The following is a 14300-nucleotide window of genomic DNA, read 5'->3' as shown; positions in this document are numbered from 1 at the left end:
TTGCGAAGCGAGGGCTACCAAGTTGCACGCGGGTGGTCGAATCGAAGTGTTAATGCGAGGGCTGAGTTGAAGCCAAAATGCGGCGAAACGTTCACAACGATGGAACGATCCTAAAATTCGTGTGTTTTCGGCGTCCAATCCCTGTCCGAACGGTAAGTTCGAGCCCGCCAAGAGGCGGCTAGGTGATTCCCTTGCGGGAACCCTGACAGCGCCATCAATCACTGCTATCGGACGCCGCATGAACACCCTAGCTACCCCTATCGCCCCAATCGATACTCAAGATCCCGAACTCCTTATCGCAGAGCTCGCCCGCGCCGCTCGCAAGGCGCAGCGCGTGCTTGCCGCCATTTCTAGCGATGCGCGCGCCAACGCGCTCAAGCTTGCCGCCAAGCAGCTGCGCACGGATGCGGCAACCATCCTTGCCGAGAATGCCAAGGACATCGAGGCAGGCGAGGCGAACGGCCTCACAAAGGCGATGCTCGATCGGCTGAAGCTCGACGAAGAACGCCTCGAAGGCATCGCGTCGGCGGTGGAGGCCGTTGCTAATCTGCCTGACCCCGTTGGCCAAGTGATCGACCAGTCCGAGCGTCCTAACGGGCTCAAGATGTCGCGCGTTCGCGTACCGATCGGAACGATTGGCATCATCTACGAAAGCCGCCCGAATGTGACCGCTGACGCCGCTGCACTATGTGTGCGGGCGGGCAATGCTGCCCTGCTTCGTGGTGGAAGCGAGGCGGTTCACTCCAACCGAGCCATCCTCGCAAGCCTGGCGGCTGGCCTTGCCGAAGGCGGCGTGCCTGCAGAAGCGGTGCAGCTGGTCCCCACACAAGACCGTGCGGCGGTTGGCGCGATGCTGACGGCATCGGGCCTCATCGACATGATCGTCCCCCGCGGCGGGAAGAGTCTCGTCGCGCGGGTTCAGTCCGATGCGCGTGTTCCGGTGCTCGCTCATCTCGACGGCATCAATCACACCTACATCCATTCCGCGGCTAATCCCACGATGGCGCGCGACATTGCGCTTAACGCCAAAATGCGCCGGACCGGCATTTGCGGTGCGATGGAGACGCTGCTGATCGACAGCGACTTTTCGGACGCTTCGGCACTTATCAAGGCGCTGATTGATGCCGGTGTCGAAGTGCGCGGTGATGACCGCATTCAGGCACTCAACGACCGCGTCACTGCCGCGAGCGCGAATGACTGGGACACAGAATATCTCGATGCAATCGTCTCGGTCGCGATGGTCGACGGTTTCGATGAAGCAACAGCGCATATCGCGCGCCATTCATCGGCGCACACCGATGTCATCGTCACCTCCGATGACGCAGTCGCCGAGCAATTCTTCGCCCGCGTCGACAGCGCCATCGTCATGCACAACGCATCCTCGCAATTCGCAGATGGCGGGGAATTCGGGCTTGGCGCAGAAATCGGCATCGCAACCGGACGCCTGCATGCTCGAGGGCCCGTCGCTCTTGAAGGTCTCACCACCTACAAGTGGCTGGTTCGCGGCAGCGGGCAGGCGCGCCCTTAAGGGCAATCGGACGGGGCATGCGCACGGGGCTTCTTGGAGGCAGCTTCAATCCTGCTCACGGCGGGCACAGGCGCATCTCGCTCTTCGCCAAGGAGGAGCTCGGCCTAGATGAAGTATGGTGGCTCGTGTCGCCGGGAAATCCGCTGAAACCCAAGACGGGCATGGCGCCGCTTGCCGCCCGGCTCCTTTCCGCGCGCGAGCAGGCGCGCGGCGTGCCGATCGTGCCGACCGCGATAGAGGCACATTTCGGCACGCGCTACACCCACGAAACGCTGGGTCGCATCGTGCGGCGCTATCCCAAGCGGCAGTTCGTCTGGCTCATGGGATCGGACAATCTTGCTCAATTTCACCGGTGGAAAAACTGGCGCGCCATCGCGAGAACCATGCCGATTGCAGTCATCGATCGGCCCGGCTATAGTCGTGAGGCTATGACGAGCCCCGCCATGGCCTGGCTCAGGCAACATAAGGTGCCTGCCGCCAGCATTCGGAAACGGGGGCAATGGAGCGCACCGGCCCTGGTGTTAATGCGTTTCGATCCGGACCCACGATCGGCCACGGCCATCCGCCGTGACAACCCTGATTGGGCCCAGCGATATCGCGGTAAGGCGGTGCGTGACCGGCTGACTTTTCGCAACATATCGGGAGAAGGTACGGCATGAGGGGTAATCCCTTACGCTTGACCGTCACCCTTGCGAAACAGCGCGCCGGCGCCCATCTTAATCCCACAATCTGGAGATCTGAACTTGCCTATGACACAGGCACACACGGCTTCGGCCGACACACTCAAACCGGTTGCTTCAATGCCCGCTGATATAAACCATGATGACCTGCATGACCTCGTCATGCGCCAACTCGACGATGACCAGGCACAGGAAATTGTCTCAATCCCGCTCGAAGGTAAAAGCTCTGTTGCCGATCACATGGTGATCGCCAGCGGTCGCTCGACCCGTCAGGTGGCCTCGATGGCGCAAAAACTTGCAGAAAAGGTCAAGCAAGCCGGCTTTGGACCGGCACGGATCGAAGGGCTTCCCGCAGCAGACTGGGTGCTCATCGACGCAGGCGACGTTGTCGTTCACCTGTTCCGGCCCGAAGTGCGCAGCTTTTACAATCTCGAGCGCATGTGGTCGTTCGAAGGCGGCGAAAAGGCAGCCGGAAGCGCATAACTGTTCCTCGCTCATCCATCCGGGTGAGCATCCTCGGTGCTGCGTCAAGCCGTCCCGGCTTGGGCACCTGAAGGCGGGCAGCTGCCCGTTCAACCCTTCGTTTCAGGGTAAGTGCCTGTGCTTCTTCATGTCATCGCCCGCGGCAAGATTGCTCGCACTCCAGAGGCGGAGCTGGTCGCAAGGTATGAGAAGCGACTTACCTGGCCGGTCAAATTGACCGAATTGCCCGAAAGCGGCGGCAAGATTCCAGAGCCGCAAACTCCATACAAAACCGTACTGCTTGATGAGCGCGGGAAAGCGCTTTCGTCCGAAAAGCTTGCCTCAACGCTCGAGCATTGGCGGGACACGGGTACGCGCGAGACGCGCTTTGTGCTCGGCGCTGCTGATGGGCACTCCGAGGAGGAGCGCCTCGAAGCCGATTTGCTGCTTGCCTTCGGACCCGCAACATGGCCCCATCTGCTAGCGCGCGCGATGTTGATGGAACAACTCTACCGCGCCACCAGCATTCTTGCAGGCCACCCCTATCATCGGGCAGGTTGAGTCAATGAGCCGGGCTCGTTCTCTTCTTTTGGTTTCAGCCGGCGCGATTTGCGCTGCCCTGCTGTTCGCCGCTCCGCAGGGTTGGGCGCAGCGCGACCCGGTGTTGCTCGAACCGGACGAAGCTCAGGCCCAGCTTGAACGAGCAACCAGAGAGGGCCAGCAGGCCGAGGCGCGCGCCGACCGTTTCGCTCGCGAAGCTGAGTCGGCGACCGAGGCAGCCGAAAAGACCGCCCGCGAGGCCGCTTCATTGGCGGCGGAAATTCAGGCAGCCGAGGCTGGCATCGCGATTGCGCGCGCGCGCTATTCGCTTGCCCAATCGGACAGCGCCAAGCTTTCGGCCCGGCTTGCACAGCGTCAGCAACCGCTTGTTCGCCTGACCGGCGCATTGCAGACAAGCTCGCGCCGCCCGCTCGCGCTTTCGGCGCTCCAACCGGGGTCCTTGAAGGACCTCGTTTACGTCCGCGCAGTTCTCGCATCGGCTGTGCCGGAAATCCGCCAGCGCACCGCTGCGTTGCGCGGTGAGCTGGAACAAGGTCGGCGGCTCGAAGCGCGCGCGGCCAGAGCAATCGACAACCTTCGCTCGAGCGAGCAGGAATTGCAGACACGCCGCGCCGAATTGGCAGCGCTCGAGACGCGTCAACGCCTGACGTCACGCGAAGCCCGCAGCAACGCGGTGCGCGAGGGGGAGCGTGCACTCGCACTGGCAGAGGAGGCACGCGATCTCGACGGGCTGATTGATCGGCTGGACGAAGCGGCTGGGCTTCGGCGCGAACTCGCTGCGCTGCCCGGTCCGATCCTGCGTCCGCGCGATATCTCGAGAGCTGTCGAAGGGCAGGTCGGCGCAGCGCCATCGCCGAATACGGATGGCGAAGGTGCACGGCTCGGCTCATTTCAACTTCCCGTCCAGGGCCGCACACTCGCCGGTTTCGGTGAACTTCGCGAAAGCGGCCTCCGTGCAACCGGACTAACGCTTGCACCTGCTGCCGGCGCACTCGCAGTGGCGCCAGCGTCAGGCCGGGTTGCTTTTGCTGGCCCCTATCGCGGCTTTGGACGAATCGTGATCATCGAGCATCCCGGCGGCTGGACGAGCCTTGTGACCGGACTGGCGAGTGTTGATGCCGAGGTCGGTGACGAAGTCATCGGTGGAGCGCCGCTCGGCAATGCTGGAAATGCCGGTCAGCCGCTCACAATCGAGCTCCGCCGTGACGGCGAACCGGTCAACCCGCTCAATTATCTTGGTTAATCGCGCCGCCAATGGCTGCGAGTATGCGTCACTCTCGCAGCGCTGCACGTAACTTCACTATGGCTGACTGCCCCGTCGCGGGACGCAGCATAACGCTCGTCGATGTTATCTGGCGTTAATGCGCGCTTGCCTATACGTTAATATTCGAAAGGAGCCCTCCACTCACATGAAAATTGCCGCTCTGCTTCGTAGCGCCGCGCTTGTCACCGCTGTTGCGCTTGTTCCCGCCACCACGGCCACCATGGCGCAGGTCGATGCCCGCGCAGGAACCGAAATCGCCAAGATATTCACGATCATGCAGCGCGTGCAGGCCAACTATGTAGAGCCGGTGGAGGACGAAGTGCTCGTTCGCGGCGCGATCGATGGAATGCTCGCAGCGCTCGATCCGCACAGCGCCTATCTCGATGGAAGCGATCTTGAGCGTCTCAACACGCTGATCGACGGCAATTATTCGGGGCTTGGCCTTTCGGTGATCCTCGAAGACGGCGCGGTGAAGGTCATTTCGCCGTTCAAGGGCAGCCCCGCAGACCAGATGGGCATCAAGGCGGGCGACTTCATCACCCACCTTGACGGTGATCTCATCTATGGCGGCGATCTCGACGATGCAGTCGCCCGTATGCGCGGCAAAGCCGGCACTTCGATCCAGCTTACTATCTTCCGCCCAGGCCGCGACGAGCCGTTCGAAGTCGACGTGACCCGCGGCGTGATCGAGCTCGAGCCGGTCACTTACGAGCTTCAGGCAGGCAATATCGGCCTGATCTCAGTCAACGAATTTTCCGCCGATGTCGGTCGCGACGTTTTCGAGGCCTGGCAATCGCTTCAGACCGAAGCGACGGGCCGGATGAGCGGTCTCGTGCTTGACCTGCGTTCAAACCCCGGTGGCAGCCTCGACGAAGCCGTCGCGCTGACCGATCTCTTCATCGATGAAGGCCAGATTGTCTCGCAGCGTGGGCGTTCGTGGGGCGAGACGTTCCAGTTCGAAGCCGACGACATTAATTACTATCTACGCCGCCGGATGAGCCGCGATCAGGCACAGATCTTTATGGGCCAGATCGCGAAGGACGTGCCGATGATCGTTCTGATCGACGCAGGCTCTGCCTCGGCAAGCGAAATCGTGGCGGGCGCGCTGCAGGATCACGGACGCGCGCTGATCATGGGCCAGCGCAGCTTCGGCAAGGGTTCGGTCCAGTCGCTTCTGCCGCTCGGTCCGGACTCGGCGCTCAAGCTGACCACTGCTCGCTATTTCACGCCGAACGGCAAGTCGGTTCAGGAAGGCGGCATCGCGCCCGATATTCGGGTGCCGCAGCTTTCCGATCCGGATTATGCGCTACGCGAACGCTATCAGACGCGCGAATCCGATCTGCGCGGCCACCTGATCAACGAGCTGGGCATTGCTGACGAAGAAATGGAAGACGACCGGATCGATGATCCGCGCTTCCAGCTGACCTCCGAACAGCTTGAAGAGCAGGGTGTAGAGGACTTCCAGCTGCATTATGCGCTCGAAACCCTGCGCCGCACCACCGCCAGTTCGGTGGCGCTGCGTCCTGCTCCTGCGATGAAGCGCCCCTAGTCAGGAACGCGCTCGCCGCCTAAGGGCCTCGGCATGAATGGTTTGGATCAGGCGCGTGCGCTAGCGATGGCAATCCCGGCGGCTTTGCTGGGCGGAGCCTATATCGCGCAGTACGGCTTTGACCTTTATCCGTGCGAAATGTGCTGGTGGCAGCGATACCCGCACTTCGCTGCTGTTGGCCTCGCGATCGTATCCTACATCATGGTCCCGCACCGCGTCTGGGCGGCACTTGCAGGGCTTGCGATCATCACCTCGGGCCTGATCGGCGGGTTTCACGCAGGCGTCGAATATGGGTGGTGGGAAGGCATCACGGGATGCTCTTCCTTGCCGAGCTCGATTGACGTGATGGACGTCAATGCAGCGCCGATCGTGCGATGCGATGTTGCCCCTTGGGACCTGTTCGGCATTTCGCTCGCAGGCTGGAACTTCCTCATTTCCGGCATCGGCGGTGCAACAATTCTCGCGCTGGCTGCGTATAAGAAGTAGAAACAAAGCGATTTTTTCGGGAGCGATTGATGGACAAGGCCGAACTTCACCGAATGATCCGCGTCGACCAGGCTGGAGAGTTTGGCGCAACGCGCATCTACGAAGGTCAGCTCGCCGTGATGGGTGACCGTGGGCCTCATTCGGCAGAAATCCGCCACATGGCTGAACAGGAAGAAGGCCACCGCGCCCGTTTTGACGAAATGCTCGCCAAACGCGGCATTCGTCCGACGGCGCTGCAACCTTTCTGGTCGGTCGCCGGCTATGCGCTGGGTGCTGGGACCGCGCTGCTTGGTCCCGAAGCAGCCATGGCTTGCACCGCCGCAGTCGAGGAAGAGATCGACAAGCACTATTCCGAGCAGCTCGACCGCCTCGCGGAAACGAACACCGATCCGGAGCTTGCCGAAATGATCGAGGAGTTTCGCGAGGACGAGCGCGAACACCGCGATGCAGCGCTCGCCAACGGCGCGGAGAAAGCGCCCGCCTATCCGCTGCTCTCCGGCGCGATCAAACTCGGATGCCGCATCGCGATCAAGGTCAGCGAGCGCGTTTGATTATTTGAAAACGCTAGAGCTTCAGTACCGGTTCACCGAGTGCTATCTAGCGGTGAAGATATGAAGGTTTGCGCCCATCCCGGGTTGCGCCAGATAAGGAAAGACCATGGCTACGCTTGACCGTCTTGCGCTTGCAGCTTCTCTCGCAGCTTTCGCCATCGCCACCCCTGCCGCCGCGCAGGACGATATGGCGCCGCCTCCGGGTCAGGAGCGGGTCAATATGGTCATCGCCTACAGCGAAGACGAATGCCCTGAGCCGACCGACGCAAACGAGATCGTCGTTTGCGAAATCCTCGTCGAAGCAGATCGATATCGCATTCCCTCCAACCTTCGCCAGAGCAACTCGCCCGAAGGCACAGCCTGGACCGAGAAGGTCGAGAGCATCCGCTATATTGGCGAGTTCGGCACGATGTCATGCAGCCCAGCGGGCGCGGGCGGCATCACTGGCTGCACGCAGGCGATGATCGACGTCGCTTATGCCGAGCGTGATCAGGGCGATGCCGTGCGCTTCAGCCAGCTGATCGAGGAAGCGCGCCAGGAACGCCTGTCGACCATCGACGAAGACGCAGCTGAAATGCAGGAACGCGTCGAGCAGATCGAACGCGAATATCTCGAGCGGTTGGAGCGTGAACGCAGCGCTCCTTTGCCGGGCGAAGATGAGCTTCCTGCGACCACTACGCAAACGACCGGCCCTGAGCCCGAAACCGAAGGGCCGGGCCAGTAAGCTCGACCTTTCAAACCTGGTAATAGTCGCGATACCACGCGACGAAGTGCTTCACGCCGGTGCGGATATCCGTCTCCGGCGCGTATCCCGTAAGCTCTTTGAGCAATCTCGCGTCCGCCCAGGTGGCGGGGACGTCGCCCTTTTGCATAGGCATGAAGTTCTTCACCGCTTTGCACCCGCATTCGGCCTCAATCGCTTCGACGAAATCCATCAGCCGCACCTTGTCGGAATTGCCGATATTCGCGACGCGCCACGGCGCTGCAGGTGAGAGCGAGTCCCACTCAGTTATGTCGTCACGACTGTCAGGGCGCACCGGTGGCTGATCAAGCAGCAGCCGAATACCGCGCACCAGATCGGTTACGTAGGTGAAGTCGCGGTACATCTCCCCTTCGTTGTAGATGTCGATCGGCTTGCCTTCGAGGATCCCGCGCGTGAACTTGAACAGAGCCATGTCGGGCCTCCCCCATGGACCGTAGACCGTGAAGAAGCGGAACATTGTCGTCGGCAGGTTCCACAAATGCGCATAGGAATGCGCCATCGCCTCATTGGCCTTTTTGGTCGCTGCGTAGAGCGTCAGGGGGTGGTCGGTTTTCTCCCGCTCAGCGAAAGGCATGTCCTCGTTTGCGCCATAGACGGAGCTGGTCGAGGCCATCATCAGGTGATCGACGCCCAGCTCGCGCGCGCATTCCATTACGTTGAAGGCGCCAACCAGATTGGCATCGACATAAGCGCGGGGATTTTCGAGGCTGTATCGCACGCCCGCCTGTGCCGCGAGGTGGATAATCGCATCGGGTTTTGCATCCATGGCCAGCGAATGCAGCGCCTCGAAATCTTCGAGCATTCCGACCTTGCATGAGAAGTTTGCATTCTGAAGCAGCATCTGGTGCCGCCGCTCTTTAAGGGCCACTTCGTAGTAATCGGTCATCCCATCATAGCCGACCACCCGAAAGCCTTCGTCGAGCAGAAGCTGGGCGAGATGGTAGCCGATGAAGCCGGCCGAACCGGTAATGAGTACAGTGCGCATGGCAGCAAAGCCCCCTTGAGGACCAAGCGTCTACACCACGCAAACTTCCTGTGCCATGGCAGGCGCGTCCTCGCCCACGACTTTGCGGAAGTAAGCGATGGTGCGATCCAGCCCTTCATCAAGCTCGACCTTTGGCTCCCAATCAAGGAGCTGCCGAGCCTGAGTGATGTCAGGCTTTCTCTGGAGCGGATCGTCCTGCGGCAGCGGTTGTGTCACAAGGCGTGACGGACCGTCCACTTTGGAGAGGACCAGTTCGGCAAGCTCCCTGATCGTGAACTCGCAAGGGTTGCCGATGTTGATTGGACCGGAGACATCGGGGCCGGTGTCCATCAGTCGCAAAATTGCTTCGATCAGGTCATCACAGAAGCAAAAGCTGCGCGTCTGAGATCCGTCTCCGAAGATCGTAATGTCCTCTCCGCGTAGGGCCTGAACGATAAAGTTTGACACGACCCGGCCATCGCTTGCGTGCATTCGAGGGCCATACGTGTTGAATATTCGCGCGACTTTCGTGTTGATCGCGTGTTGGCGGCGATAGTCGAAGAAAAGGGTCTCCGCGCATCTCTTGCCCTCGTCATAGCAGGATCGCGGGCCGATCGGATTGACGTTGCCCCAATAGGCTTCGGGTTGGGGATGGATCGAGGGATCGCCGTAGACCTCGCTCGTCGAGGCCTGAAAAATCGGGACTTTCAGGCGTTTCGCGAGACCCAACATGTTGATCGCACCGTGAACGCTTGTCTTGGTCGTCTGAACAGGATCGTGCTGGTAGTGAATCGGCGATGCCGGGCAGGCGAGATTGAAGATCGCGTCCACCTCGACGAAAAGTGGGAAGCACACGTCATGGCGCATGAATTCGAAGCGCGGATTTCCGGCAAGGTGATCGATGTTGCTCTTGTCGCCGGTGAACAGATTGTCGACGCACAACACTTCGTCTCCGCGAGCGAGAAGCCGGTCGATAAGATGCGAGCCGAGAAATCCAGCCCCTCCTGTGACCAGTACGCGGCGGCGTCCATAAGACCTTTGTGACATGGGAGCCTCCCTCATCGATGGACTGTTTCGAAAGGCGAATGTGCTCACTGCCTTGACGCCGGTCCACGCGAATTGGCACCAGATCAGAGGCAGTTTGAGAGGCCCGCCGCCCTCAGAACTGCCTGTATTTGTGCAGCGCGCGCGCCGCGTATTGTGAGAAGTACCAGGCGCTGATCAGCGGCCCCAATTGCTCGATCTCTCGGTAGGCACGCCAGACCTGGGCTGCGCTCTTGCGCTTGTCGCGGCTGACCGAGGCATCCATTACACGGTAACGCATCAGGTCTTCATCAAGGCCAACCGCCATGCCGCCTTTCTTGAGTAGCGACAGCCAGCAGGCAAAGTCGTCATAGTAGGTGTGCCGCATCGCAAATTGACCCGAAAGCGCCCTGTCGACCAGCACGCTCGACGTCGCGATCGCCGTGTTGCCGAGAAGCCCGCGATAAGTCAGCCGACCGGGCACGGAAATGTAGGACCCTGTCCGCGAAGCGTCGTCCGATACCCGCCTGAATCCCGTGTAGCTAAGCACCGCATCGGGCTGAGAGCGGTGGAATTCGAGCTGTCTTTCAAGCTTCAGGGGCAGCCACATATCGTCGCTGTCGAGAAAAGCGATCCACCGTCCTTTTGCGTGGGCCAGAGCATGGTTGCGCGCTGCGGCTGGCCCTCCATTGCGATCAGGTTCGATCAACTTTACGCGCCTGTCCATGCTGGCAAAAGCGCGCACACACTGGCGCGTGTTATCCGGACCGCAATCTTCCGCGATCAGCATTTCCCAGTTTTCGTGTGTTTGCGACTGCACCGAACCGATTGCAGCGCCAATCACCCGCTCAGCCTTGTAAGCGGGGGTTATGATCGAGACGAGCGTTTCGATGTCGTTGGACATGACGTCTGGCTATCTCACCTGACCGCTCTCGGCTGCAGATGAAAGCACCACAATGGAGGCTTCTGCGTCGTGGCGGACGGCTTCAGGCTGAGAGCCTGACCTTTTCATCTTCAGAGTTCCGCCGATCGAGCGCCGCCAACAGCGAATCCGTGAATGCGGCAATGTTGGCCTGATTCGGCGCATAGAGTTCACCGGGAAGGCTGCGCTCCCACAGCGTGGCAAAGAAGCTTTGTGTCTCGTCCGCAGAGATTGCGGCGCGCGGCGTCGAAATCTGCTGAGCGATCGCAGGTCCAAGCTCAGAGATGTGATCGATCGTCCGTGCAAAAGGCGCCTCGCGATAGAAGGCGTCTCCCAGCACAATGGGCTGCTTTCCAAGCAATCCCGCCTCCGCTCCGCTCTTCGAGTTGATCGTCACTACGCATTCAGCAGCACGCAGGACGTCGTAATTGTTGGCGTCCGGACGGATGATGGCGAAGCGATCGTACTGTGTCTTGAGCGCGATCAGAGCCTTGCTAGGCACTGCGCCAATCATCGCAGGGTGCTCCTTGATCGCAATAGCGAGATCCACCGGCGCGACCCGGCACAGGTAGTCCAGCAGCGCGATCTGATCGCAAAATTCGGGCGAGCGCAGGGTCAGAGCGATATCGCCCGGAACGTGAAGCGGGAAGTACAGGAACCGGCCAAGTTCGCGAAAATCGCTGTAATGCCCGCGCATCTTGGCAGCGCCAGCAAGCATTTTGAGATGGCTGCGCAGCTGAAGCCCGATCGCGCCGAATTCCTGCTCTGCTCCAAGGATGTACTTGTCGCGCGCCTTTTCGACGAAGCGCCTGATATTGTGTGGTTTCAAAAGCTTGCTGCCGGGCCCAGCATAGAGGTGCCGATCCTTTGCCGGGATAACCACCGTGCCGCTCGCCAGCGCATTGTCGATATAGGCGGCGAGGTCTGCGGACGGACTGATGTTACCCTTCGCGGCGATCTTCGGGGCGTTTAGCGAGTTCGCGACAAACAGCATGCGTCCCTTGAAGAAGCTCGGCTCGATCATGATCGTGTCGATCTTGGCGCTGAGTGCCGCGTGGTGCAGTCCGAGCACCGAGGCAAATCCGCCAAGCTCTTGGACAAGCACGGGCTGGCCCTTACCGCGGGCCCTTTCGATTGCTGCATCGCCGACAATCAACGCTCCTGCCAATTTGCGAAGGGCAGTGGCAGTGCTTCGCTCGGCAAAGGCAATGCGCTCATGGGCGATAAGGGGGGCGGGATCGCTGATGCCGTGGGCAGCGCAAACCGATACCGGGTCAGCTGCGCCCAGGGCGGCGGCACGCGCGCTCACCGTTGCTTCGAGCACATCGAGGCCAGCTGCCTCCAGCATCCGCGTGCTGCGCGTGTCACACGAGACAAACGTCACCGCGTGTCCGCTAGCCTCCAGCGCCTTGCCAACCGGAACCCAGAATTCGGTCTGATACTCGGCAAGGGTCGAGATGATGATCGAGTGCATATCGAAGGCTCCTGCAAATTGGTCCTCAGCCTGAGGTCAAGGCGCGAGAAACGGGGTAGATAGGTCGTGAACGAACCTTTCTCCGGACCGTGACGGCTCGCCCCTCTGGTATCGCAAGGCTTGGCAAAGGGCGCTCTCATCTAGGTCCATTGCCGAGTTGTCTGAGGCGAAAGGATCGCAACGAACATGCCTTCGAGTGCCGCCGCCAATGCTGAAGAATTCAGGCAGCGCGCTGCGCAAGCGGAGTCGCGCTCGAACGGCCGGCTGGTGCGAAACACGGCTTTCAGCCTTGCACAGCAGGTATCTGCGATGGCGCTCGCGCTGTTGCTGGTCCCGTACATGTTGTGGATGCTCGGGCCAGAGCGCTACGGAATGTGGCTCAGCCTTCAATTGTTCAACATTCTGGGCCTCGCAGGGCTTGCGGAGCTTGGCTTTCAGGGGGCGATCGTTCGGTTTCTCGCTCGCTATCACGCGCAGGGCGACCGGGCGGCCTGCGCAGGGGTGATGATCGCCGGTCTCGCGCTGTTCTGCGCGATTGGGTGTGTTGTGGCAGCGGCCGTCATCCTTTTCGCCCAGACGGGGCTAGCGACGGTGTTTCCCTTTCCGGATGAAAACGCGGCAGAAATGCGGCTCGCGCTTTCGATCATGGGGGCCGGTCTCATCACGAGCTTTCCCGCGCTTGCGATCAAGGCATTTTTTGCCGGGCGTCAGGAGTTGTCGACCACCAAGGTTTGGGAGTTGTGTGACCGGCTCGCATTCGCGGTGGCAACGCTGGTGCTGCTGCAATTTACCACCAATCTGGCGATGCTTGTTCTCATCGAGCAAGCGATTGCCGTCTGCTTGGTGGCAATCTTCGGGGTTGTCGCATGGCGCAGCTCGGACAGCTGGCGAGACTGGAGCGCGGGCAAAGAGCTGCGGCGGCATCTTCGCGATATTGCTCGATTGTCGCGCCCGGTCTTTGCGGCGAACCTTGCAAGTCAGGGCTTTAGCCGCTTGCCTGACCTTTTTGTCGCGGTTCTGCTGGGGCCTGTTTCTTTGACCGCTTACCAGATTGCAACGCGCATCCCGCGAGCGATCAAAGTGCTGCAGGGCAGTCTCAATGCAGCCGTGCTCCCCCATGTCGCCAAGCTGGATAGATCGCTGGTCGAGCGCGAGCCTGGCTCCGCCTCGCCTGAGGCCCAGGCGGAGTTTGTCCTTCTTGGGCTACGCCTCAACATGCTTTTGGCGGTGCCGATCCTCATGGGCATGTCAGCGCTTGCCCCGCTGCTTCTCGCAATATGGGTAGGCTCGGATTATCGGGACCTTGCTGGCTACATGGCCGCGTTTGCGGTTTTTCAGGCGCTGTTTCTGCTGTCCAATTACGCAGGCGCCACGCTGACACAGCCGCATCACTTCAAGGTATTCGTTCGCATCAACTTGTCGCTGCTTGCCGCGCTAATCTGTGTCTTGGCGTTAGGGTTGCAGAAGGGCGGGATTGGCTTGCTTGTCGGCGCGCTGGTTTTGAGCGGAGTTGGCATGGCAGGCGCCGCGCTTTTCGTCTTTCACACGATTCACGGGCTGCCTCTGGCAAGGATCTATCGCGAGGCGATCGCCGGTCCGGTGCTTCTTTCGGCAATGTCGGGGCTGATCCTGCTCGCGCCCGGCGCTCTCATGCTGGCAAACGGGCAATGGCTCACAGGCGCGACGATAATTGCGGGCTCAGGTGTCTTCTATGCAGTAGTGCTTTATCGCGTGGTCCTGAAGGCGCCCGAGCGATCGTTTCTCACTGGCCGGCTCCGCAGGGCGCGCCGCTGATGCCGCCAGATTGAACCCAATGGTGCTGGCGCTCGCTCGCAATTCTCTCAAGACTTGAAGGGTCAAAAACCCGGACTGCAGGAGAATGGGCTATGCAAACAAACCGGAAGCCATGGCGCAACCTGAATAGCACTGAGTCCGGCTCAACAGCTGCAATCACCCGAGGATGAGCGCGTTCAGCCTTCTGGCGCTTGCGGCGTTCCTGGCGGTCATTGCTCACTTGGCCACAAGGCGCAAAGCCCTGCTTCTGGCCGGGTTCTTCACCATCTTTCCGCTGGT

General features: G+C 60.7%; 14 protein-coding genes. 10 read left to right on the top strand and 4 right to left on the bottom strand.

Features of this window, described 5'->3' with window-relative positions; genetic code table 11:
* The first annotated feature begins 238 nt into the window (after window positions 1-238).
* The 9 genes from NAP1_RS12545 (at window position 239) to NAP1_RS12505 (ending at window position 7805) form a co-directional block, all read left to right on the top strand.
* Entirely contained in the window at window positions 239-1528 is a 1290-nt protein-coding gene (locus NAP1_RS12545) for a glutamate-5-semialdehyde dehydrogenase (protein ID WP_007165683.1), read from the top strand.
* 17 nt (window positions 1529-1545) lie between these two features.
* Window positions 1546-2187 (top strand): nicotinate-nucleotide adenylyltransferase, encoded by a 642-nt coding sequence (locus NAP1_RS12540; protein ID WP_007165682.1) that lies wholly within the window; start codon window positions 1546-1548, stop codon window positions 2185-2187.
* A 90-nt stretch (window positions 2188-2277) separates the two neighbouring features.
* A complete protein-coding gene (gene rsfS, locus NAP1_RS12535) occupies window positions 2278-2691 on the top strand; it encodes a ribosome silencing factor (protein ID WP_007165681.1) in 414 nt (137 codons plus the stop codon).
* A 117-nt stretch (window positions 2692-2808) separates the two neighbouring features.
* Window positions 2809-3231, top strand: a complete 423-nt coding sequence (locus tag NAP1_RS12530) for a 23S rRNA (pseudouridine(1915)-N(3))-methyltransferase RlmH (RefSeq protein WP_007165680.1) — start codon at window positions 2809-2811, stop codon at window positions 3229-3231.
* A 4-nt stretch (window positions 3232-3235) separates the two neighbouring features.
* Window positions 3236-4474, top strand: a complete 1239-nt coding sequence (locus NAP1_RS12525; protein ID WP_007165679.1) for a murein hydrolase activator EnvC — start codon at window positions 3236-3238, stop codon at window positions 4472-4474.
* Between the two features lie 166 nt (window positions 4475-4640).
* On the top strand, window positions 4641-6044 hold the full coding sequence (locus tag NAP1_RS12520; RefSeq protein WP_007165678.1) for a S41 family peptidase: 1404 nt from the start codon (window positions 4641-4643) through the stop codon (window positions 6042-6044).
* Window positions 6045-6077: 33 nt separating this feature from the next.
* A complete protein-coding gene (locus NAP1_RS12515) occupies window positions 6078-6530 on the top strand; it encodes a disulfide bond formation protein B (RefSeq protein ID WP_007165677.1) in 453 nt (150 codons plus the stop codon).
* A gap of 29 nt (window positions 6531-6559) precedes the next feature.
* A complete protein-coding gene (locus NAP1_RS12510; RefSeq protein ID WP_007165676.1) occupies window positions 6560-7081 on the top strand; it encodes a demethoxyubiquinone hydroxylase family protein in 522 nt (173 codons plus the stop codon).
* A gap of 106 nt (window positions 7082-7187) precedes the next feature.
* The gene (locus tag NAP1_RS12505) at window positions 7188-7805 is read left to right on the top strand and encodes a hypothetical protein (protein ID WP_007165675.1); all 618 of its coding nucleotides are present in this window, start codon (window positions 7188-7190) and stop codon (window positions 7803-7805) included.
* Window positions 7806-7815: 10 nt separating this feature from the next.
* On the opposite strand, the gene NAP1_RS12500 is transcribed toward NAP1_RS12505, so the two are convergent.
* From NAP1_RS12500 to NAP1_RS12485, 4 genes are all read right to left on the bottom strand, one after another.
* A complete protein-coding gene (locus tag NAP1_RS12500) occupies window positions 7816-8829 on the bottom strand; it encodes an SDR family NAD(P)-dependent oxidoreductase (RefSeq protein WP_007165674.1) in 1014 nt (337 codons plus the stop codon).
* A 30-nt stretch (window positions 8830-8859) separates the two neighbouring features.
* Window positions 8860-9855: a UDP-glucuronic acid decarboxylase family protein gene (locus NAP1_RS12495; RefSeq protein WP_007165673.1), complete on the bottom strand. Its 996-nt coding sequence runs from the start codon at window positions 9853-9855 to the stop codon at window positions 8860-8862.
* Window positions 9856-9967: 112 nt separating this feature from the next.
* Window positions 9968-10735 (bottom strand): glycosyltransferase family 2 protein, encoded by a 768-nt coding sequence (locus NAP1_RS12490; protein ID WP_007165672.1) that lies wholly within the window; start codon window positions 10733-10735, stop codon window positions 9968-9970.
* 82 nt (window positions 10736-10817) lie between these two features.
* Window positions 10818-12227: a hypothetical protein gene (locus tag NAP1_RS12485; protein ID WP_007165671.1), complete on the bottom strand. Its 1410-nt coding sequence runs from the start codon at window positions 12225-12227 to the stop codon at window positions 10818-10820.
* Window positions 12228-12413: 186 nt separating this feature from the next.
* On the opposite strand from NAP1_RS12485, the gene NAP1_RS12480 reads away from it, so the two are divergent.
* The gene (locus NAP1_RS12480; RefSeq protein ID WP_007165670.1) at window positions 12414-14021 is read left to right on the top strand and encodes a lipopolysaccharide biosynthesis protein; all 1608 of its coding nucleotides are present in this window, start codon (window positions 12414-12416) and stop codon (window positions 14019-14021) included.
* Window positions 14022-14300: the final 279 nt, after the last annotated feature.

Source organism: Erythrobacter sp. NAP1, from assembly GCF_000152865.1.
GTDB lineage: Bacteria > Pseudomonadota > Alphaproteobacteria > Sphingomonadales > Sphingomonadaceae > Erythrobacter.
The sequence above is the reverse complement of the archived record's forward strand: the minus strand, read 5'-3'. Positions and strand labels throughout refer to the sequence as shown.

What these genes read in the sequence shown, in the direction of transcription:
- NAP1_RS12545 (WP_007165683.1), top strand. Translation starts at nt 239, where the DNA reads ATGAACACCCTAGCTACCCCTATCGCCCCAATCGATACTCAAGATCCC.
- NAP1_RS12540 (WP_007165682.1), top strand. Translation starts at nt 1,546, where the DNA reads ATGCGCACGGGGCTTCTTGGAGGCAGCTTCAATCCTGCTCACGGCGGG.
- rsfS (WP_007165681.1), top strand. Translation starts at nt 2,278, where the DNA reads ATGACACAGGCACACACGGCTTCGGCCGACACACTCAAACCGGTTGCT.
- NAP1_RS12525 (WP_007165679.1), top strand. Translation starts at nt 3,236, where the DNA reads ATGAGCCGGGCTCGTTCTCTTCTTTTGGTTTCAGCCGGCGCGATTTGC.
- NAP1_RS12520 (WP_007165678.1), top strand. Translation starts at nt 4,641, where the DNA reads ATGAAAATTGCCGCTCTGCTTCGTAGCGCCGCGCTTGTCACCGCTGTT.
- NAP1_RS12515 (WP_007165677.1), top strand. Translation starts at nt 6,078, where the DNA reads ATGAATGGTTTGGATCAGGCGCGTGCGCTAGCGATGGCAATCCCGGCG.
- NAP1_RS12510 (WP_007165676.1), top strand. Translation starts at nt 6,560, where the DNA reads ATGGACAAGGCCGAACTTCACCGAATGATCCGCGTCGACCAGGCTGGA.
- NAP1_RS12505 (WP_007165675.1), top strand. Translation starts at nt 7,188, where the DNA reads ATGGCTACGCTTGACCGTCTTGCGCTTGCAGCTTCTCTCGCAGCTTTC.
- NAP1_RS12500 (WP_007165674.1), bottom strand. Translation starts at nt 8,829, where the DNA reads ATGCGCACTGTACTCATTACCGGTTCGGCCGGCTTCATCGGCTACCAT.
- NAP1_RS12495 (WP_007165673.1), bottom strand. Translation starts at nt 9,855, where the DNA reads ATGTCACAAAGGTCTTATGGACGCCGCCGCGTACTGGTCACAGGAGGG.
- NAP1_RS12490 (WP_007165672.1), bottom strand. Translation starts at nt 10,735, where the DNA reads ATGTCCAACGACATCGAAACGCTCGTCTCGATCATAACCCCCGCTTAC.
- NAP1_RS12485 (WP_007165671.1), bottom strand. Translation starts at nt 12,227, where the DNA reads ATGCACTCGATCATCATCTCGACCCTTGCCGAGTATCAGACCGAATTC.
- NAP1_RS12480 (WP_007165670.1), top strand. Translation starts at nt 12,414, where the DNA reads ATGCCTTCGAGTGCCGCCGCCAATGCTGAAGAATTCAGGCAGCGCGCT.